This window comes from Desulfoscipio geothermicus DSM 3669 (assembly GCF_900115975.1).
GTDB lineage: Bacteria > Bacillota > Desulfotomaculia > Desulfotomaculales > Desulfallaceae > Desulfoscipio > Desulfoscipio geothermicus.
This window is the reverse complement of record NZ_FOYM01000008.1, coordinates 44,087-63,786: the sequence shown is the minus strand read 5'-3', so window position 1 is coordinate 63,786 and position 19,700 is coordinate 44,087. Positions and strand designations below refer to the sequence as shown.

Genomic DNA, 19,700 nt, shown 5'->3' with positions numbered 1-19,700 from the left:
TTAGTAATTTCATATATTGCCTGGCCTTTGATTCCTATCCTTCACCTGCATGCCCCCAAACTTGGACGAGTTGTTTTACTCGCATATTTTGCCTGTGTAATGCTGTTGTTGATTTCGTACAGGCATTAGTCAGGTAGCCAACTAGCCTGTACATTATATAAACAACATATCCAAGCCGTTTTAATACAAAAGCTGAAAGGAGATTAACCTTTGCACCCGGTTAAAAGTTACTTGAACAGCAAAGGCATGACGCTGGTGGAACTGATGATGGCCATAGCGGTATTGGGGCTGTTTTTAGTTACCTGCAGTCAAGTGTATAGTTTTGTCAGCAGGTATGACGCTGATACCTTGGACCGGGTGCGCATGGCGGAAATGGCCCGGGCCGAAATAGAAAAGATAAAGGGCGGCAACTATGCAACGGTAAGCGGTGATAAAGATTATACCACCGGAGAGGATGAAACTGTTTTATCTATACCGGAGCAAAAATATTATGTTGATTACGAGCCTCTGATAACTGGTGAGCCATATAATCCTGCTCCCGATACAATTTACAAGGTAATTGTGGGACCTGCCGGGTCATTGCCCGACCCCGGTGACCCGGACACTTACATTTTGGCAGGCTGGGAACCTCCCGAAGTAGAACCCGATATTGTTGTATTGAACCCGCTGGCACCTACGGACCCGTATAAACCGGGCAACTGGGTGGACGATGACGGCGACCCCTACAGTGAGCATAACTGGGGCGTAACGGATGACGGGATTTTCAGAAAACACAGGGGTGGTACCGGTAGCGGACTAGAAGACCAGACCAATTACCTGTATTATAAAAAAGAATTCAATATTTTTGATTTTACTACCTATTCAGTTTACCATAATATTTCCCAAAACAACACGGGTACCGGGCTGACCTTTAAAAACGGCACCGACAGGTATGTTTTTTATATGACCAACGGCGGGGAAAACAATAGAAATCACCATCCGGTAATATATTTGAATTTTGTAAAAAACGGCGTTAATCAAGATACCGATACATTTCCATATAACACAGGTTTGATTTTGAGGTCTGAAGACTTATACCCTGATGATAACGAAAAGTATTATTTGCGCGCTGTAGGCGCGGTGGACGGGACATTAACATTACAATTCGGTTATTTTGCTGATGGTGTTTTGCAGCAGCCCGATCCTGTTTTTGAGAAAGTATTTCCCGCGCCTTACTTTGACCCGAGTCTGGACTATTATTTGGGCTTGTATGACGAGACTGCCGGTTCAACCAACTCCACTTTTCAGATTCCCTCTGCTGCCGGCGGTGAGGATGATTGCAGTATGCACTGACGGAAAATGGAGCGATACAAATGATAAAACATTTGCAAAACTCCCGTGGTTTTACTCTTATAGAACTAATGCTGGTTACCGGCATCCTGGGGATTTTTTTCAGTATTATTTATAATTTTTTGGGCTTTAATTTTAAGTTTATGGACCGGCGTAATGACGAGCACGAATCATATCTACAGGCCAGGATTGCCATGAACCGGGTTGAAAATTTACTGCAGCAATACAATCATTTGCTGATCGACAGCGGCACAGTTATCGGCATCAGGGCCCTGGACGACCCCAATGATGAACCGGACCCCGAAAATCAATTTAAAGACCCGTTGATTAACTTTAATAAAAACACATCGGATGTCAGCGGTTATAAATATTATTATTTGTATGATGCGGCAAAACAAATCGGCCGGATAAAAAGCCGGGACGGGAATATTGTAGCCGGCGGCATCAAAGAATTTGTTATTTCACCGGACCCGGAAAACACAGCGGTCATAGACATAAAGATTTATGCCGTTAACACCGAAGAACCCGACGCCCCTGGACTGCTGCTGAATTCCAAACTGAGAACCGGCCGGCAGTTGGTGGATTTGGATTCTTGAGGGGGGTATCCATGATCGGCATGCTTAAAGATACCCGGGGCATTGCTTTGCTTACGTTAATGATCATTATGTCGGTAATTTTAATTATCTTATCGCTGTTGTTCAACATGGTCATTCAGGAGCGTTTGATGACCAACGACTATACCGATCGCAAACAGGCTTATTACATTGCCGAGGCCGCGGCTGACCAGGCAATCAACACATTTATCGAGTTCATCAACGATTTGCATGATGATAATACCTATGTGACCTTTACCACCTCCACGGAAAATATTAAAGTTAATATCAACAATCCCGGTGATTATGCAAACAGTTTCCAATATAAACTGGATAACGGCACTGACAGTGCCGGAAACCCCAGATACGACATGGAAAAAAAATTTAGAGATGCGCTGGGCACAAACGATATTTCCATTCAATACACTGGTTTTTCCGGGTGTGATAGTAACGGTTATCTGCATGATTATGATGATGAGTCGGCAAGAGCTTACGGTACCTTAACTATAAATATTGAAGCAACGTACAGGGGGGAAGTTTATCCATATCAATTGAGATTAAGGTTTTGCCGGCACGGGGCGGTTTATGAATACAAAGGAGAAGGGGAATGGTAAGATTATTGAATTGGATTTCAATTATTTAATTAATTGTCTTTAATATCTTCCTGGAAATCTAAAGTTTTTATGATAACAACCCGATTAGTTGTAGAAAGAATAATTATTTCAGATAATTATCAGCTATTAAGCCGGAAAGTATAGACAAAATCCAAAACTTAATTTACACTATATACCGTAAAATAAGTTAATAATACTATAAAAGGCAAACTTTCCCGAAAGGGAGGGACGCAAAGCCACGGGCCTGCAGGTAGTAATATACCATGGTAGCCGGGCTGCCTTAGGTAAATCCAATCAGCACTTTCCAAACCTAAGTAATGTATTTAGTGTTTGGATTTTTTTGTCTTTAATGCATTGATGGCATAACTGGAGAAAAACCATGATATATATGGATGATGTATTTGTTTTTGTTCTGGGGACGTGTATCGGCAGTTTTTTAAACGTCTGCATTTACCGGATTCCGGAAGGCAATTCGGTGGTAACCGGTTCCTCCTATTGTTATTCCTGCGGCCATAAATTAAGTTTTTTTGATATGGTGCCGGTGCTCAGTTATATATTCTTGCGCGGGCGCTGCCGCTACTGCGGCGCGGGGTTTTCGCCGCAGTACCCGCTGGTGGAGTTTGTTACCGGACTGCTGTACTTGCTGGTTTTTTATAAGTTTGGCTATGCCCCGGCGACATTGCTGTTTTGGGTATTTTTTTCAATATTGGCGGTGGTGTCCGTAATTGATTTACACCACCGGATTATTCCCGATGGTTTATTGATAACTGGAACAGTTTTGGGGTTACCTTTAGTACTCTGGCAATCAATTGATTATTTAATATCCGGCATCATTGGTTTCCTTACGGCCGGAATAATTATGTTTTTAATTGCAGTACTTTCCAAAGGAGGGATGGGCGGCGGCGACATCAAGTTGAGCGCGGTAATGGGGCTGTACCTGGGCTGGCAGGGAGTGCTGGTGGCGCTGTTCCTGGCATTTCTGGCCGGCGGGCTGGCCGGCGTGTTATTACTGGCCGCCGGGCGCAAGGGCCGCAAAGACGCGTTACCCTTCGGACCGTTCCTGGCGCTGGGCGGGGCGGTGGCGGCAATATGGGGGCGAGAGCTGCTGGCGTGGTACATGGCGGTGGTTGGTATGGGTTAGGTAGTGCGATTTTATAATATTGAGGAGGAGAATGTTTTGAGGAAGTATTTCAAGAATCGGAAGGGTTTCACCCTGGTTGAGTTGATGATGGTTATTGCGGTGATCGGTATTCTGGCGGCGGTGCTGGTGCCCAAAATGGGGTTTATGAAGGACAGCGCCAAAGAAACAGGCTTGGAAGCTAATGTACGCATGGTGGAAGCCACTGTTAATTCAATGATAGTAAAATATAATTCAAGTACAATATGGCATGCTAGCAACAATGGTTATTTGAATACCGATCTTAAAGCAAAACTAAATGGTAATTTAACCAACCCCTTTTCAAACAAAAAAGATGCAGTAATAGGAAATGGCAGTACCACCGGGCAGCCTGCGGTTGTTATTTTTAATGGAGCGTATTCAGCTTGGACCGGTACTTATTCAGGCGTAGCTGGGGCTACTGTTTGTGCCTTGAGTGAAGATAACGGTAAGATAAAAGCGGAGATTTTTTACATTGATAAAGACGGCAAAGCAGCTTCAAATCAATTTGTAAAAACTGTTGAATAAGGTATGATGTTGAAAACTAATCAACGTAAACGCCTTGGTGAAATTCTTGTGGCCGCCGGTGCGTTAACTGAAGAACAATTAAATGAGGCGCTGGCCCGGCAGCGCACCACCGGCCAGCGGCTGGGTGAAATACTGCTGGAGGACGGCTATATCACCCAGCAGGACCTGACCCGGGTGTTGGAGGAACAGCTGGGCATCGAGAGTATCAACCTCAAACAAACGGCGGTGGACCCCAAGACGGCCCGGTTGATTCCCGAGAACCTGGCCCGGCGGCATGTCGTCATCCCGGTGCAGGTGGCCCAGGGCCGCCTGCATCTGGCTATGCGGGACCCGCTGGACCAGGTGGCCATCCAGGACGTGCGCCTGCTGGTGCAGATGCCCGTTATTCCCCTTTTGGCCACCCGGGAAGATATCGTCGCCAGCATCGACCGGGTGTTCAGCCAGGCATCGGCGGCCAGGGCCGCCAGTGATTTTATCCAGGCCCAGGGCGGCGTGCCGGAAGGCCTGGACGATGCCGGCCTGGACATCAACGCCGCGCCCATTGTGCGCATGGTCAATTCCATCGTGGAAAACGCGGTGCGCAGCGGGGCCAGCGACGTGCACATTGAGCCCGAGCAAGACCGCATGCGGGTGCGCATCCGGGTGGACGGGGTTCTGCGGGAATCGCTGGCCACCGGCGTAAAAGTCCACGGGGCCGTCACCAGCCGGGTCAAGGTGATGGCCGGGTTGAATATTTCCGAACGGCGGGTGCCCCAGGACGGGCGCATCATGATTCAGGTGGATCACCGGGACATCGACCTGCGGGTGTCCACCATGCCCACCACCTACGGCGAAAAGATAGTCATGCGCATCCTGGACCGGGCCGGTTTTTTGGTGGAAAAAGAAAACCTGGGCTTGGGTTCCGGCGATATTGACAGGTTCAACCGGCTGGTCGGCAAACCCTACGGGATCATTCTGGTCACCGGCCCCACCGGCAGCGGCAAAACCACCACTTTGTATGCCATGCTGGCCGAGCTGAATGATGATGAAAAGAACATCATTACCCTGGAAGACCCGGTGGAATTGGACATGCGGGGCATCAACCAGACCCAGATCAATATCCGGGCGGGGCTGACCTTTGCCGCGGGACTGCGGGCCATTTTGCGCCAGGACCCGGATATAGTCATGGTGGGGGAAATCCGCGATTCCGAGACGGCGGAGATCGCGGCGCGGGCCGCTTTAACCGGCCACCTGGTGCTCAGCACCTTGCATACCAATGACGCGCCCGGGGCGGTGGCCCGGCTGGTCGATATGGGCGTGGAACCCTTCCTGCTCTCATCTTCCCTTGTCGGGGTGGTGGCCCAGCGCCTGGTGCGCAAAATATGCCCTGAATGCCGCGAGCGGTATGAAGCCGGGGAAAGGGAAAAAAACATCCTGCGCTGTGTCCCGGAAAAACCTTTGCTGCTCGCGCGGGGCAGGGGTTGTGACTACTGCCACCAAACCGGCTACAGGGGGCGGACCGGTATATTTGAAATCATGGAAGTCGACAAGGAACACCGTTTATTGATAGATAAGAAAGCTTCTGCGGAAGAGCTGCGGGATGTCGCTGTAAAACACGGCATGGTCCCGCTGTGGGAGGATGCCCGGCGGAAGGTTTTGGACGGGATAACCACCCTGGAGGAAATGCTCAGGGTAACCTATACGACTTAACTGACAGCAGGGAGGGACGGTTATGCCGGAATTCAGCTACCGGGCCGTGGATCCCCGGGGCGAAATGGTTGCCGGTTCTCTGAGCGGCGACAATGTACCGGCCGTACGGCAAACTTTGAAAAATGAAGGCTTGCTGCCTGTGGAAATAAAACAGAGTGGGGGTGGATTGGGAGCCCTTGCTTTGCCGTCTTTCAGGCTGAAAAGGGAAATCAGCGGCGAAGCCCTCAGTCAATTCTGCCGGCAATTATCGGTTATTGTCATGTCGGGGGTCAATGTGCTCAGGGGCCTGGAAATACTGGCACAGCAAACGCCGGATAAGCGGTTGGCGTCCGAGATAGACCGTATTTATCGGGAAGTGCAAAAGGGCCGCACCATCTCCGAAGTAATGGAGGACCGGGTTTCCCTGATGCCCCGGCTGCTCGCCGGCATGGTGGCCACCGGTGAGGCCAGCGGCACTCTGGATGCGGTGCTGCGCAGTATGTCTGTTTTTTACGAAAAGGAACACCGCATCAAGCAAAAAATCAGGACAGCTTCCATTTACCCCGCCATCATGGCTGTTATGGCGGTGGGTTTAATTGTTTTCTTCTTTAATTTTTTGCTGCCGCAGCTGGTGACGCTGATTACGGAAAGCGGCGGCCAACTGCCGCTGTTGACCAGAATTGTGATCGGCATATCGGAATTCAGCACCCGGTATTTTTTTCTGATTTTTACTATCCTGGGGGGGCTGGCAGTTTTTTTGGGCATGCATTTTCAAACACCCCGGGGCCGCCTGGCGCGGGATAGAATCATCCTGCGCATTCCCATGCTGGGCAAAACCCTGCGGTGCGTGGCCACCATGCGTTTTGCCCGCACCGCGCATATATTGATCAAGAGCGGCTTGCCCCTGCTGCAGGGGCTGGAATATATCAAACAAAACCTGAACAATGCCCTGGCGGAGCAGGCTGTGGACTATGCGGCCGAAGGCCTGCAAAGGGGAGAATCCCTGGCGGCCAACCTGGCCAGGGCCGGGTATTTCGACAACCTGGCCATTCAAATGTTTTCCATCGGGGAAGAAACCGGTGAACTGGAGAAAGTGCTGGAAGAAATGGCTGAATACTACGACCAGGAATCCGATGCCGGCTTCACCAAGCTGCTGGCCATGGTCGAACCCATGATGCTGGTGGTTATCGGCAGCATTGTCAGCACGATAATAATTTCCGTAATGCTGCCCATGCTGGACATGGTCAGCCACATCAAGCGTTAATTAGAAAATACACGTTATTAGCGAGTTAGAAGCAGGTTTTTAAAAGAATTATGTTGAAATTTATTGTAACCTGATTCACCCTAACTATACTATACATTCACGCCGCTGAAATTGCTCTTGTACATAATACTAAAATGGGATGTATAATATGCTATGTTGCTAAAAGCTGATTTATTTTCCACATTATTCATTGATATCCGCGGTGAAGTTGTCCGGGTGGTGCAGGGAAAAACCATGGACGAAAACTTGAACTTTACCGTGGATAAATTCGGCTCCGTGATTTTGCCGGGGCACCTCGGACCGCATGCGGACAGCCGGTTGATTGCCGAAAATGCGGCCAGGCTGGAGGATTTTCTGGCGGAAAGTGGAATGAAAGCCAAAAGAGTGATTGCGGGCCTCGGCCATACCGGGGTCATTACCCGGAATGTCAGGGTGCCGAAGATGTCGCCCGGGGACCTGGACAACATGATGAAACTGAATATCAATGATTACCTGCCTGTCAGCCCGGAAGATTACGCTTTTGATTACAAAGTTTTGGATGAAATTGAGGAAGACGGCAGCGAGTTTTTGGACTTGATGGTGGCGGCGGTAAGCCATGACCAGGCTGAACGATGCTATAGCTTGCTGGAGCAGGCGGGTTTGAGGCCGGTGGTGTTTGATGTGCTGCCCAATATGCTGCACAGGTTGTTCGGCCACCTGGCCAACCGGGATATCATGGTGCTGGACGGGGGCTCCGACGGCACCAGTCTGGCCGTATTTAAGGGGAAAACATTATTTGTTTACGCGGACATACCCTTTGCGGTAAAACCGGCCGGAGAAAACGACCTGTCCGTGCTGGCCGGGGAGATGCGCGGTTACCTGGATTATTTTTCTTCCCGTAACTTTGGCAAGACTGTGGATAATATTACTATCCTGGGCGAGCTGGCCGTGCTGCCGGGTATAGATGAAATGGAAGAGTTGATCGGGTCCATACCCATCACTGTTAGCTTGTCACAGGCGGGGGATTTCAGTTTTAAAGGTAAAGCGAATAATTTTCATGAACTGGCGGCGGTTTATGCCGGCAATTTGGGTTTGATGATGAGAGAGTGCAAATTCCGGCCGACCGCTTCCGTCCCGGTAAGCCCCGGCATGGAATTATCTTCCGGCTCAAGGGTTATGGGAGCTTAAACAGCGGGGTGGAAAGTTTGCATTAAAGGTATCTTACTTCCTCCGGAAGGTGAATATATGGTGGCTGTATGCCTGCTGCTGGAAATGCGCGAGGTGTACTATTGAAAGCGTATAATATATACAGTAAAGACTTAAACTTTATACCGCAAACAGTTATTGAACGTGCCCGGCGGCGCAGGCAATTCTTCGTGGCGGCGGTGGCGTTGTGGATTATGGGCGTTTTGCTGGGGACGATCTACTGGATCCCGGAAAATATGGCGGCCACCGCCCGCGCCGATATCAGGGAAGTAAATGAGTATATTGCCGAGTTGGAAAAAGCTGCGCCGGTATATGAAGAATTGGAAGAGGTTAGAAAAGAGTACCGGGACAAGCTGGCAGCATTGAATCATATTGAGGAAGAAGATAAAAATTTTGTAGCGCTGTTGGATCGCGTTTCCCTGGCTTTGCCGGCCGGAGTATACATATCTTCCTTGAAATACGTATCGGGAAAAACATTGGAACTGAGCGTAATAACCGATGACCCTGTGGATATTGCCCGGGTAGTGGTGGCACTGCGCAATACCGGGCTTTTTGAAGAGGTAACTTTGCAGGGCAAGGAAGTTCCCCTGATCAAAGTTGCAGAGCCGTTTACTTTTAATCTTACTTTACGTGGCGTCGTGCAGGCGGAACAGGAGGAGGAACCGTCAGGGGAGGTAGAAAGCGCAGGGGAGAAAAATGTTGCCGACAGTATTAAGGAAGAGGTTGAAAGCAAACTTAAACGTAAACTTGAGTAAGCGGGAAAAGGTGCTGGCCTGCATATTTGTCGTCTTGCTGTTGCTGTTCCTGTATTACCGTGAGGTTTATACAGTTCAAATGGAGGAAATAAATCAACTGTCCGCGGAACTGGCGTCCCGCCGGGAGGTATTGGACGAGTACAGGGCGCGGGGATACGACAATGTCGCGGCCTTGCTAAAAGAAAAAAATGAATTACAGGCCAAATTGGCCAATTTACATATGCAGGTTCCCGCGCAGCTGGGTGAGGCTTCGGTGCTGGTTGACATGTATCACCTGGTGCGGGAGAATAACCTGTATTCGGAAAAAATTGTCTTTGAAAAATATCAACAGGAAAACGGTTTCGGCAGGTTACCGGTTTCGCTGACCGTGGAGGGTTCATTAATTGATGTGTACCGCTTCCTGGAACAATTGGAAAATTACCACCGGCGGGTTCGGGTGGCCGCAGTTGAATTTACTCCCGCGGGTGGCAAATGGGTTACCTGCAATATTACAGCGGAGTTTTACGTTTTGGGAACACCCGGCCGGGAACCGGAAACTTACCCGTTTATGACCGGGAAATTCGGCACTCTTCCGGCCTACAACGTATTCATGCCTCCCCCGGGGGGAGAAACAACCGGCGGTGATAATGCCGGCGGTGTTGACGGTGACCAGGGTACGGGGCACCCGGTACAATCTTCTTCAGGCTATAAAAGTGGCAACATTGGCCAAATCGGGTTGCCCGCCGGGGCACCTCGGGATTTTTATCTTAAATGATCATATATTCGTAATTTCGAGAGCGCCCGGTGAATTCCGGGCGCTCCCGCGCATATGTCCGGTTACTGGTTAACTACCTTGGTCATCAAGCGGGCCAGGGTTTGACGCTCGTTGGCATCTGCCACCTGCCAGAGTTCCTTGATGGCCTGCTGCTCCGGGTTGGACGGGGGAACGTTCTGGGCCAGCAGGTCCCCCACCTGGTAGGCCAGGGACTGGATTTTATCGCGCCCGATACCCAGTTCTTCGGCAAATTCCATGGCGTTTTTCAGGTAGTTTTTCCAGGTTTCCCAGTCAGTGTTGGCGTTTTGCTTGAAATTAAAATCCATATTTTACACCACCTTGTTATAGTTTCAAGTGTATGGTCATGATTTATTTTTATTTTCCCCGGTAAAGATAAAGTTATGCGCGGCCATAAGTATATTTTTTCAAAAATAACCAGCATATGAAATTACAGCTATTTATTTTATGACACAATTCCCGGTATTGTGGCATATGGTGTTAAAGAGGCGCATATAATATAAATTTTTGTATTTTAAGCAGGAAAAAACATTTTCCGGTGAGGTGATACTTCCTGTAGGAGGTATTTATTAATGAGAATAGGTGATATTGTCACCAGAAAGGTTGCCGGCGGGGAGGCCCAGTTCTGTATCATCGGGTTCTATACCGACCAGCAAACCGGTGAAAAGGTGGCTATTGTGGCAATGTTGGACCCCAATTCAGTGTCCGAGGTATCAGTTCAGGAATTGGCGCCGGTATCAATCAAGGACTTGATTGCTTTGACTGCCAGTTCCTCTTTTCTTCATTAACTGCCTGTTTGCGGCAGTTTTTTGTTTACTTTTTTAAATTATGCCTTGCTATATATATGGCAAGGGCTAAGGGATAAATTATTAAAAAGCGCGCATTAAGGGAACTGATTTAAGCGCGCTTTTTATATTGGCATGAAAAGGAATAGTTTATTTTTCATTGAATTATACTAATTTAAGTGAAAGGAGAGAGGTTAAAACTATGGAATCCAAGTATCAGAAACACGCATCAGACGCGGTCCAGAAAGCGCTGCAACTGGGCGCCGGTATGGCCGAGGCATATATCAGCAACAGCAAGGAACTGAATATAGAAGTGCGCAACGGTGCGGTGGAAACCATGAAACTGGCCGAGGACCGGGGCATGGGCATCAGGATCATGGCGGACGGCAAAACGGGCTTTGCCTTTACCACCGACCTGGAGGATACCGCCGTGGAAGAGGCGGTTAGGCAAGCGCTGGCCAATGCTTCCTGCGCCGAGCCCGATCCACATCGCGTTTTACCCAAACCGGCGCCCGGTTACCCGGAGATGGATTTATATGACCCGGCCATCCGGGCCGCGGCCGTGGAAAATAAAATTGAAATGGCCCGCACTATGGAAAACGAGGCCCGGGCTTTCGACAACCGAATTAAAATTATTGAAAGTTCCACTTACCAGGACGGGGAAGCCGAGGTGACGCTGGTCAACTCCCACGGCCTGTCCCTGCACTACGGCGGGGCTTACTGCGGCATGTACATATCCCTGGTAGCCGGTGAGGGAGAAGACAGCCAGACCGGTTTTGCATTGAAATACAGCCTGCGATTTAACGATTTGGACCCCGCGCAGTTGGGTAAACAGGCGGCGGGCCGGGCGGTGCGCATGCTGGGGGCCAAGCCCGGCGCCACGCAGCAGGCGGCTGTAGTGCTGGAGCCCTACGTGGCCACGGGTTTTTTGGGCCTGCTGGCCCCCGCCCTGTCAGCCGAGGCGGTGCAAAAGGGGCGTTCCCTGTTCGCCGGCAAGGTGGGCCGGCAGGTTGCTTCCGAACAGGTTAACATCATTGATGACGGCACGCTGAAAAACGGTATTTCCTCTTCCCCCTTTGACGGCGAAGGTGTCCCCACGTCCAGAACGGTATTGATCCACGGTGGCAAGCTGCAGGGGTTTTTACACAATACTTACACCGCTGCCAAGGACGGCGTGCTGTCCACCGGTAACGGGGTGCGCGGTTCCTTCAAGGGGACGCCGGAGGTGGGCACCACCAACTTTTTCATTGAGCCGGGCGACAAGACGGCGGAACAAATTATCGGCGAAGTAGAAAGCGGGTTTTATGTAACCGAAGTGATGGGCCTGCATACCGCCAACCCCATTTCCGGCGACTTTTCCCTGGGCGCCGGCGGGTTGTGGATTGAAAACGGTCAAATCACCCGCCCGGTGCGGGGCATGGCCATCGCCGGCAACATCACTGAACTGCTGCGCAACGTGGATGCGGTGGGCAATGACCTGCAGTTTTTCGGCGGCAAGGGTGCCCCCACCATCCGTATCTCCCGCATGAGCATCAGCGGCGGGGGTCAGGCTTAAACTAATTTAAACTAACTCTTAAATTCTAATATGCAAATATTGTAGTTGGTTTAAACAAGTTAAAGTCTGACCCTGTTTAACCCCCTTGTTTACGGGGGTTATTTCTATTTAATCAAAAATTTGTTATAGTATTCATAACCATCAATAGAAAAGTGGGTGGCTATATGCAGATTGAACAAAACAAGTATTTCACTTATGAAGATTATCTGAAAATAAACGACGATAACCGGTATGAAATAATCGGTGGTGATTTAATATTGGTTCCGGCGCCTAAAACTATTCATCAACGAATAAGCGGGGAAATATTTGCAGCTATTAAAAATTTTATTCAGGAGAATAATTTGGGCGTTGTGTTTTACGCGCCGACCGACGTTGTGTTGACCCCGGAAGACAAACCTCAACCGGATATTTTATATATTTCAAAAGAACGGCTTGACATTATCAAAGAACAATACATTGACGGTGCTCCCGATTTGGTTGTAGAAGTACTTTCCCCGTCAACGGCAAGCCGCGACAAAGTGGAAAAAAGCAGGTTATATTACGCTCACGGCGTAAAAGAATACTGGATTGTTGACCCGGATAACGGGGTGGTTGAAGTATTAATCCCCGGCGCGAAATACTGGCAAATCGCCGGCGCATATAACCGCAAAGAAACATTATCATCCCCATTGTTATCCGGATTGGAAATAAACTTGCAAAAAATATTTACCTAAGTTAAGCTCATTCCGCCAATACGTATAGCTTGCATAAAACTGCCAAACACCACTGATTTCGATCTTTATACTTATCTTGCCTTTGCAACCCGGGGCTTTTGTGCTAAAATATTTCCAGTATTTTTAGGGGGACAGTTGTGAAAATATTAGTTTTAAACGGTCCGAATCTCAACCTGCTGGGTCGACGGGAGCCCGGCGTATACGGCACCGGAACGCTGGAGGAAATCAACGCGTCGATATCGTCCCTGGCCCAAAGGCTGGGGGTGGAAGTGGATTTTTACCAGTCCAATCATGAGGGCGAACTGGTGGACCGCCTGCAGTCCGCGTGGGGTGAATATGAGGCGGTGATTTTCAACCCCGGCGCGTACACCCATTACAGCTATGCCCTGCGGGATGCGGTGGCGGCCATAGGCGTGCCGGTGATTGAGGTGCATATTTCCAATATTCACGCCCGGGAGGATTTCCGGAGGCATTCGGTGATCGCCCCGGTGGCGGCGGGGCAGATTTCCGGTTTTGGCGCGGCGGGTTATCTGCTGGCCTTGCGGGCGGCGGTGGAAGTGGTGCAGTCGCGGCAGAGTTAAATGCAGTTTACGGTGTTTAACCGGACAAAAGTACGGGGCATTAATTTGCAGGGCGGGGAAACAATATGTTCAAACGCGTGTGGAAATTGGCCGGATCTCTTGAAGGCTCCGGGCTTGACGCAATACTGGTACTGCAGCCGGAAAACAGGCTGTATTTAAGCGGTTTTACCGGTAGTTCCGGCGCGCTGCTGGTGACCGGTGAGAAAGCATATTTAATAACTGATTTTCGTTACCTGGAACAGGCCAAGGAACAAAGCCCGCACCTGGAGATTGTCAGGATGCAGGAAACCCTGCCGGATACCCTGGCAGCTATGCAGGAGAAGACGGACTTGCGTTCCCTGGGCTTCGAGGCGGACTACATAAACTTTAAACTTTACCGTACTTTGCAGGAAAAATTGGCCGGGGTGGAACTACGCCCCGTTGAAGGAATAATTGAAAGGTTTCGCCTGGTCAAGGACAGTGCTGAACTGGCCGCCATACAAAGGTCCATGGCCCTGCTGGATGAGGGGTTTGCCCATATTTGCGGCTATATAAAACCCGGCATGAGTGAGAGTGAAATAGGTCTGGAATTGGAAATGTTTTTGCGCCGCCGGGGCGCGCAAGGTACGGCCTTTCCCTTTATCATCGCCTCGGGTCCCCGTGCGTCGCTGCCCCACGGGGTGGCATCGGAGCGGACCATCCGGCCGGGGGACGTCATCACCATGGACTTTGGGGTTGTTTTGGATTTTTACAATTCCGATATGACGCGGACGGTGGCTTTGGGGAAGCCGCCTGATAAAATAAAGGAAATTTACGATATTGTCCTTGAGGCACAGATGGCGGGCCTGGCGGCGGTCAAGGCCGGGGTCCCGGCCTGCGCGGTGGACAAGGCCGCCCGGGATGTGATTGAGTCGCGGGGGTACGGTGACTATTTCGGTCACAGTACCGGCCACGGGGTAGGATTGGCGGTCCACGAGGGACCGCGCCTTTCATCCAGGGACGATACCGTTTTGCAGGAGGGCATGGTGGTTACCGTCGAACCGGGTGTTTACCTGCCCGGCGTCGGCGGCGTGCGTATCGAGGACAGTGTGGTGGTTGAACGGGGCGGTTGCCGGTTGCTGACGCATTCGCCCAAGGATAAATTAATCCACCTTTAATTTATTTATAGTGTAAGATTTAAACTGTGGTGTTTTTGACCGCGGCTTGCCCCAAGGATAGTTTCAAAAGCCTTATATTGTGGAGGAAACTTTAAGGAAAAAAATACCACAGTTATGTGTTAACATAAATTCAGGTATTTTCGAGGAGGCGGGGTAATTTGATTTCAACCAATGATTTTCGCACCGGCCTGACCATTGAACTGGAGGGTGACGTATATCAGGTCGTGGATTTCCAGCATGTAAAGCCGGGCAAGGGCGCGGCTTTTGTGCGTTCCAAACTGAAAAACTTACGGACCGGCGCTGTCGTGGACAAAACCTTTAACGCCGGTGAAAAAATTCCCAGGGCGCGGATAGATCGCCGGGAATGCCAATACCTTTACAATGACGGCGCAGATTACCACTTTATGGATATGGAGTCTTACGACCAGTTCAGTATGAATAAAGAGCAGTTGGGGGACGCCGTGAAGTTCCTCAAGGAGAATATGACCATCACCCTGATGATGTTCCAGGGACGGTCCATCGGCGTGGATCTGCCCAATGTTGTGGAACTGGAAGTAATAGATACCGCGCCGGGTATCAAGGGTGATACGGCCTCCGGCGGGTCCAAGCCGGCCACCTTGGAAACGGGGTACGTGGTGCAGGTGCCGTTCTTCGTGAACACGGGGGATATATTGCAGATTGATACCCGCACCGGCCATTATATTAAGCGCGCTTAAAAAGATTAAGAAAGGGGACAGGCACCGATTCACAAAACGAATCGGAGCCAGTCCCCCTTTTACAGTGCCTGTCCCCTTTCTTAGGAAATATATGTTTAAAAACCCTCTGAACGAGTAATACTAGGCTTGTTACGTTACTACAAAGGGGGTTTTTTCATGTCTGATCTCAGATCGAAAGTAGCATATTTGCAGGGGCTTTCCAACGGTATGAACGTAGACGCGGAGAGTAAAGAGGGCAAGCTGCTTAACGGCATTATCAATGTACTGGAAGATATCGCCGACTCTTTTACGGAGCTGGAAAGTGCCCAGGAACAGTTGGAAGAATATGTTGAAACACTGGACGAAGATTTATACGCGCTGGAAAATGACATCCACGACGAGGAAATGGACGATTACGAAGAATACGTGGAAGTGGATTGCCCGCGCTGCGGGGAAACGGTTCTCTTTGACCCGGAGATCATTGAGGAAGATGATGTTATTGAAGTAACCTGTCCCAACTGCGACGAGGTTGTTTTTGTCAATGACGATGACTTTGAAACGGCTGATGAGCCGGAGACTCTGGATGGTACAGCCCCGGCTGCGATAGTGGAGGATGATATATAAGATTTTGCGGAGCGCCAAAAAAAGGGGACAGGCACCTTTTTCAAAATGTAAAAAAGGAGCCAGTCCCCTTTTTGCGGCAGTAACAGCTTACAGTTCATAATATTTATTTATATTAATTTAATCATTTAATTGTTTACAGGTCCTTGACTTATCCTGCCCGTCCAAATTAAAATAGTTCCAGGTTTTAAATGGATTAATGTTCAAAAATTGCACACGGGCGCGGTTATAATTCGCCCGGTAAAATTTCAACATCGGAAGGTGGGAGATAAATGAGCGCGCAGAAAATAGTAATCATCGGCGGCGTGGCTGCAGGCCCCAAGGCGGCGGCCAGGGCGCGTCGCGTGGCGCCGGATGCGGAAATCACCATTATTGAAAAAGGTAAACTTATTTCTTACGCGGGATGCGGTATGCCGTTTTACCTGTCCGGCGAGGTATCCAAGTTCGATCACCTGTTTGAAACCACTTACGGAGTGATCAGGAATGAGGAGTATTTCTGGCGTGAAAAGGGTTGCCGGGTATTAACCCAAACCGAAGCCAGGTCAATAGACCGGGAGAAAAAGGAAGTGCACGTGGAAAACCTGGTTACCGGTGAAAAATATGCTGTTCCTTACGACAAGTTGGTCATTGCCACCGGTGCGGACCCCTTTGTGCCGCCCATCGAGGGGTTGAATTTGAAGGGCGTATACAAGCTCAATCACCCGGACGACGCCCAGAAAATCAAGGAATATCTGGATAAAGGGGAGGGCGGCGAGGCCGTTATCGTGGGTGCCGGGTTCATCGGCCTGGAAACGGCGGATGCCCTGATGAAGCTGCACATGTTCTGTTCCGTGGTGGAGCTGCAGGATCAGATTTTGCCGGGCGTTCTGGATGCGGATATGGCCGAGGTGCTGGCTAAGAAGCTGACGGAACAGGGTATTGAGTTTTACCTGGGACAAAAGGTTCTGAAGCTGGAGGGGGATGAAGAGGGCAACGTCACCGCCGTTGTTACCGACCAGGGGACCATTGACGCCGAACTGGTCGTGGTGTCCGTGGGGGTGCGTCCCAACGTGGAACTGGCCCGGCAGGCCGGCCTGACCATTGGTGAAACCGGCGCCATTGCCGTAAACGAGCACCTGCAGACCAGCGACCCGGATATTTACGCCCTGGGCGATTGCGTGGAAAATACCCACCTGGTGAGCGGCAAAAAGGTTTACGTGCCTCTGGCCACCTATGCCAACCGGCAGGGGCGCGTGGTGGGCGACAACGTGGCCGGTGGCGATTCCGTTTTTCGCGGCATATTGGCCACCGGGGTGTTGCACTCCATGGGCTTCAACATCGGCCGCACCGGTTTGAGCGAAAAACAGGCCCGCGATCTGGGCTACAATGTGGTTACCAGCTTGTATCACGGCTTTGACCGTACTCACTACCACCCGGAGCACGGCATGGTGTTGATGAAACTGGTTACTGAAGAGGGCACGGGCAAAATCCTGGGCGCTCAGGCCCTGGGCCAAGGCGACGCCGTGAAACGCATCGACGTGACAGCTACCGCCATTACCATGGGCGCCACTGTGGAGCAGCTGGCTGAAGTGGACCTGGGCTATGCCCCGCCGTTCTCCACGCCCATTGACGTGAGCACGCATGCGGCCAATATTGTGCGCAACAAGGTGGCCGGGCTGGCCGAAACCATCACCCCCCGGGAATTGAAGCAGAAAATGGATCGCGGCGATGACATGGTGATCCTGGACGTGCGCACCGAGCCGCAGTTTAAGATGCGCCGCCTGAAGGATAACCGGGTAAAGCTGGTGGTGCTGGGCGACCTGCGCGAAAAGATTGACGAAGTTCCCAGGGACAAGGAAATCGTGGTTATCTGCGCTCTGGGTACCAGGAGTTACGAAGCGCTGCGCACCTTGAAGGGCGCGGGCTTCGAGGATGTGAAATACATGGAGGGCGGCCTGCAGGCCTGGCCGTACCAGTTGTAGTCGGTGGTTCGTAGTCGGTCGTCGGGTATCGTAAAAAGGGGGATTGACACCGTAAAAGGGGGACTGGCTCCGATTCGTTTTTTGAATCGGTGCCAGTCCCCCTTTTACGAAGCCATGGTAAAAAAAGGGGACAGGCACCATTTTCAAAAAACGAAAATGGAGCCAGTCCCCTTTTTTTGGGTATATTTTTCCAATGGGGTAAATAGATTATAAATAAACGGACTGGCTATAGGGTGAAAGGGGGGTGCGCTGTGGGCGGTTTTCCGGCGGTTAAAACAAAAACCACCCCCGCCGGTGCTTGGCGGGATATAATGACTTTTCTGCCGCCGAACCTGCAGGAAATAATCGGGCGCGTACCGTTGCGTTACCTGGCCGTGCTGGAGGAGATCAGGCTGCGGCGGGACAGGCCGCTCTTGCTGGGGGTGGGCGATCGCGATTATTTCGTGCGGCGCGACGGCGGATTTGAAGCCGGCTCGTCAAATGGATATCTGGTGTCTGCCGCGGACCTGGAAAAGGTGGTGCAAAACATAAGCGGTTATTCCATATATGCCTTGGAAGAGGAATTAAAAAACGGGTATGTGACCCTTCCCGGCGGCCACAGGGTGGGGCTGACCGGCAAGGCCGTGCTGGAAAACGGTCGGGTCAAAACTCTTAAACACCTGTCCGGCCTAAATATCCGCGTTTGCCGGGAGATAAAAGGTATAGCCGGTGAATTGATAAAACAGCTTATTGACCATAAAGCCAACAATATCTACCATACGGTAATTTTTTCGCCGCCCCGCTGCGGTAAAACGACCCTGCTCCGGGATTTGGTGCGACAAATCAGCAACGGCGTCCCGGCCCTGGGTTTTGCCGGTCGCACGGTGGGTATGGTGGATGAGCGTTCTGAAATTGCAGGCTGCCATCTGGGGGTGCCGCAAATGGACGTGGGGGTCAGGACGGATGTGCTGGACGGCTGCCCCAAAGACCAGGGTATGATGATGCTGCTGCGGGCCATGTCGCCCGATGTTATTGCCACCGATGAAATCGGCCGGATGGAGGACGTGCAGGCCCTGGAAGAGGTTTTTAACGCCGGGGTGCGCGTGGTGGTGACCATTCACGGTTCTTCGCTGCAGGAACTGGCCAACCGTCCGGCCCTTAGATACCTTTTGCAACTGAATGTCATCGACCGGTTTGTGCTCCTGGGGCGCTCCCGGGGTGTGGGCACGGTGGAAAAAATTTTTAGCGGGCATGATTTGCCCCACCTGGGGGTGAAAAAAACGTGCTCAAGTTAATTGGCGGGCTGTTGGTCATATCAGCCACCGGGCTGGCCGGTTGGCGGGTGGCCATGGGTTATGCCCGCCGCCCGGTGGAACTGCGGCAGTTTATGGCTGCGCTGCAAGTGCTGGAAACGGAAATCACCTACGTGGCCACACCGCTGCCGGATGCCTTCAGCCGGCTGGCGGAACAGGTTGACCAGCCGGCCGCCGCGTTTTTCCGGTATGTGGCCGTTGAATTGCAGTCCAGCCGGGGAATCTCGGCCCGGGAGGCCTGGAACCAGGCCCTGGCGGATTATTCACCCCGGAGCGCGCTGAGTCGCAGCGACGTGGGCATATTGCGCGGCCTGGGAAACAGCATCGGCCTTTCCGACCGGGAAGACCAGGGCAAGCATCTGCGCCTGGCCGAGGAGCAGTTGAAAATGGCCCTGGCTGCTGCCGAAGACCAGGCGGCCAAAAACGTCAAGTTGTGGAATTATTTAGGTTTACTGGGCGGCTTGTTGGTTGTTCTGGCGCTTTATTAAAAAAAGGAG

At 51.1% G+C, this 19,700-nt stretch carries 21 protein-coding genes and 1 riboswitch; of the genes, 20 read left to right on the top strand and 1 reads right to left on the bottom strand.

Annotated features, from left to right (window positions below):
* Positions 1–210 precede the first annotated feature (210 nt).
* The 10 genes from BM299_RS06400 (at position 211) to pilO (ending at position 9,846) form a co-directional block, all read left to right on the top strand.
* The gene (locus BM299_RS06400; protein ID WP_092482640.1) at positions 211–1,332 is read left to right on the top strand and encodes a type IV pilus modification PilV family protein; all 1,122 of its coding nucleotides are present in this window, start codon (positions 211–213) and stop codon (positions 1,330–1,332) included.
* A 20-nt stretch (positions 1,333–1,352) separates the two neighbouring features.
* Positions 1,353–1,925: a type II secretion system protein gene (locus BM299_RS06395; protein WP_092482639.1), complete on the top strand. Its 573-nt coding sequence runs from the start codon at positions 1,353–1,355 to the stop codon at positions 1,923–1,925.
* Between the two features lie 11 nt (positions 1,926–1,936).
* Entirely contained in the window at positions 1,937–2,536 is a 600-nt protein-coding gene (locus BM299_RS06390; RefSeq protein ID WP_092482638.1) for a pilus assembly PilX N-terminal domain-containing protein, read from the top strand.
* A gap of 194 nt (positions 2,537–2,730) precedes the next feature.
* Positions 2,731–2,819: riboswitch (cyclic di-GMP riboswitch) on the top strand.
* Positions 2,820–2,915: 96 nt separating this feature from the next.
* Entirely contained in the window at positions 2,916–3,677 is a 762-nt protein-coding gene (locus BM299_RS06385; protein WP_207545137.1) for a prepilin peptidase, read from the top strand.
* Positions 3,678–3,713: 36 nt separating this feature from the next.
* Positions 3,714–4,220 carry a competence type IV pilus major pilin ComGC gene (locus BM299_RS06380; RefSeq protein ID WP_245779674.1) on the top strand — a complete coding sequence of 169 codons (507 nt, stop codon included), beginning with the start codon at positions 3,714–3,716 and terminating at the stop codon, positions 4,218–4,220.
* A gap of 6 nt (positions 4,221–4,226) precedes the next feature.
* Positions 4,227–5,909 carry an ATPase, T2SS/T4P/T4SS family gene (locus BM299_RS06375; protein WP_092482702.1) on the top strand — a complete coding sequence of 561 codons (1,683 nt, stop codon included), beginning with the start codon at positions 4,227–4,229 and terminating at the stop codon, positions 5,907–5,909.
* A gap of 22 nt (positions 5,910–5,931) precedes the next feature.
* A complete protein-coding gene (locus BM299_RS06370) occupies positions 5,932–7,152 on the top strand; it encodes a type II secretion system F family protein (protein WP_092482637.1) in 1,221 nt (406 codons plus the stop codon).
* A gap of 153 nt (positions 7,153–7,305) precedes the next feature.
* Complete coding sequence (gene pilM, locus BM299_RS06365) at positions 7,306–8,319, top strand: type IV pilus biogenesis protein PilM (protein WP_092482636.1); 1,014 nt, start codon at positions 7,306–7,308, stop codon at positions 8,317–8,319.
* A 101-nt stretch (positions 8,320–8,420) separates the two neighbouring features.
* Positions 8,421–9,092 carry a PilN domain-containing protein gene (locus tag BM299_RS06360; protein ID WP_092482635.1) on the top strand — a complete coding sequence of 224 codons (672 nt, stop codon included), beginning with the start codon at positions 8,421–8,423 and terminating at the stop codon, positions 9,090–9,092.
* Positions 9,034–9,846 (top strand): type 4a pilus biogenesis protein PilO, encoded by an 813-nt coding sequence (pilO, locus tag BM299_RS06355; RefSeq protein WP_092482634.1) that lies wholly within the window; start codon positions 9,034–9,036, stop codon positions 9,844–9,846. Before BM299_RS06360 ends, pilO begins: the two co-directional genes overlap by 59 nt.
* Positions 9,847–9,908: 62 nt before the next feature.
* On the opposite strand, the gene BM299_RS06350 is transcribed toward pilO, so the two are convergent.
* The gene (locus BM299_RS06350; protein ID WP_092482633.1) at positions 9,909–10,172 is read right to left on the bottom strand and encodes a DUF3243 domain-containing protein; all 264 of its coding nucleotides are present in this window, start codon (positions 10,170–10,172) and stop codon (positions 9,909–9,911) included.
* A gap of 264 nt (positions 10,173–10,436) precedes the next feature.
* Between BM299_RS06350 and BM299_RS06345 the strand changes: the two genes are divergently transcribed.
* The 10 genes from BM299_RS06345 to spoIIIAB all read left to right on the top strand — a co-directional run bounded on the left by BM299_RS06345 (position 10,437) and on the right by spoIIIAB (position 19,691).
* Complete coding sequence (locus tag BM299_RS06345; protein WP_092482632.1) at positions 10,437–10,652, top strand: hypothetical protein; 216 nt, start codon at positions 10,437–10,439, stop codon at positions 10,650–10,652.
* Positions 10,653–10,851: 199 nt separating this feature from the next.
* Positions 10,852–12,204 (top strand): TldD/PmbA family protein, encoded by a 1,353-nt coding sequence (locus BM299_RS06340; RefSeq protein ID WP_092482631.1) that lies wholly within the window; start codon positions 10,852–10,854, stop codon positions 12,202–12,204.
* Between the two features lie 164 nt (positions 12,205–12,368).
* Positions 12,369–12,917, top strand: coding sequence for a Uma2 family endonuclease (locus BM299_RS06335; RefSeq protein WP_092482630.1), 549 nt, complete (start codon positions 12,369–12,371; stop codon positions 12,915–12,917).
* A gap of 137 nt (positions 12,918–13,054) precedes the next feature.
* A complete protein-coding gene (aroQ, locus tag BM299_RS06330; RefSeq protein ID WP_092482629.1) occupies positions 13,055–13,498 on the top strand; it encodes a type II 3-dehydroquinate dehydratase in 444 nt (147 codons plus the stop codon).
* 65 nt (positions 13,499–13,563) lie between these two features.
* Positions 13,564–14,634, top strand: coding sequence for a M24 family metallopeptidase (locus tag BM299_RS06325; RefSeq protein WP_092482628.1), 1,071 nt, complete (start codon positions 13,564–13,566; stop codon positions 14,632–14,634).
* A 158-nt stretch (positions 14,635–14,792) separates the two neighbouring features.
* Positions 14,793–15,350, top strand: coding sequence for an elongation factor P (gene efp, locus BM299_RS06320; RefSeq protein ID WP_092482627.1), 558 nt, complete (start codon positions 14,793–14,795; stop codon positions 15,348–15,350).
* A gap of 156 nt (positions 15,351–15,506) precedes the next feature.
* Positions 15,507–15,953 carry a CD1247 N-terminal domain-containing protein gene (locus tag BM299_RS06315; protein ID WP_092482626.1) on the top strand — a complete coding sequence of 149 codons (447 nt, stop codon included), beginning with the start codon at positions 15,507–15,509 and terminating at the stop codon, positions 15,951–15,953.
* Between the two features lie 269 nt (positions 15,954–16,222).
* Positions 16,223–17,911 (top strand): FAD-dependent oxidoreductase, encoded by a 1,689-nt coding sequence (locus BM299_RS06310; protein WP_092482625.1) that lies wholly within the window; start codon positions 16,223–16,225, stop codon positions 17,909–17,911.
* A 311-nt stretch (positions 17,912–18,222) separates the two neighbouring features.
* Entirely contained in the window at positions 18,223–19,185 is a 963-nt protein-coding gene (gene spoIIIAA, locus BM299_RS06305) for a stage III sporulation protein AA (protein ID WP_092482701.1), read from the top strand.
* Positions 19,173–19,691: a stage III sporulation protein SpoIIIAB gene (gene spoIIIAB, locus BM299_RS06300; RefSeq protein ID WP_092482624.1), complete on the top strand. Its 519-nt coding sequence runs from the start codon at positions 19,173–19,175 to the stop codon at positions 19,689–19,691. The genes spoIIIAA and spoIIIAB overlap by 13 nt, the downstream gene beginning before the upstream one ends.
* Positions 19,692–19,700: the final 9 nt, after the last annotated feature.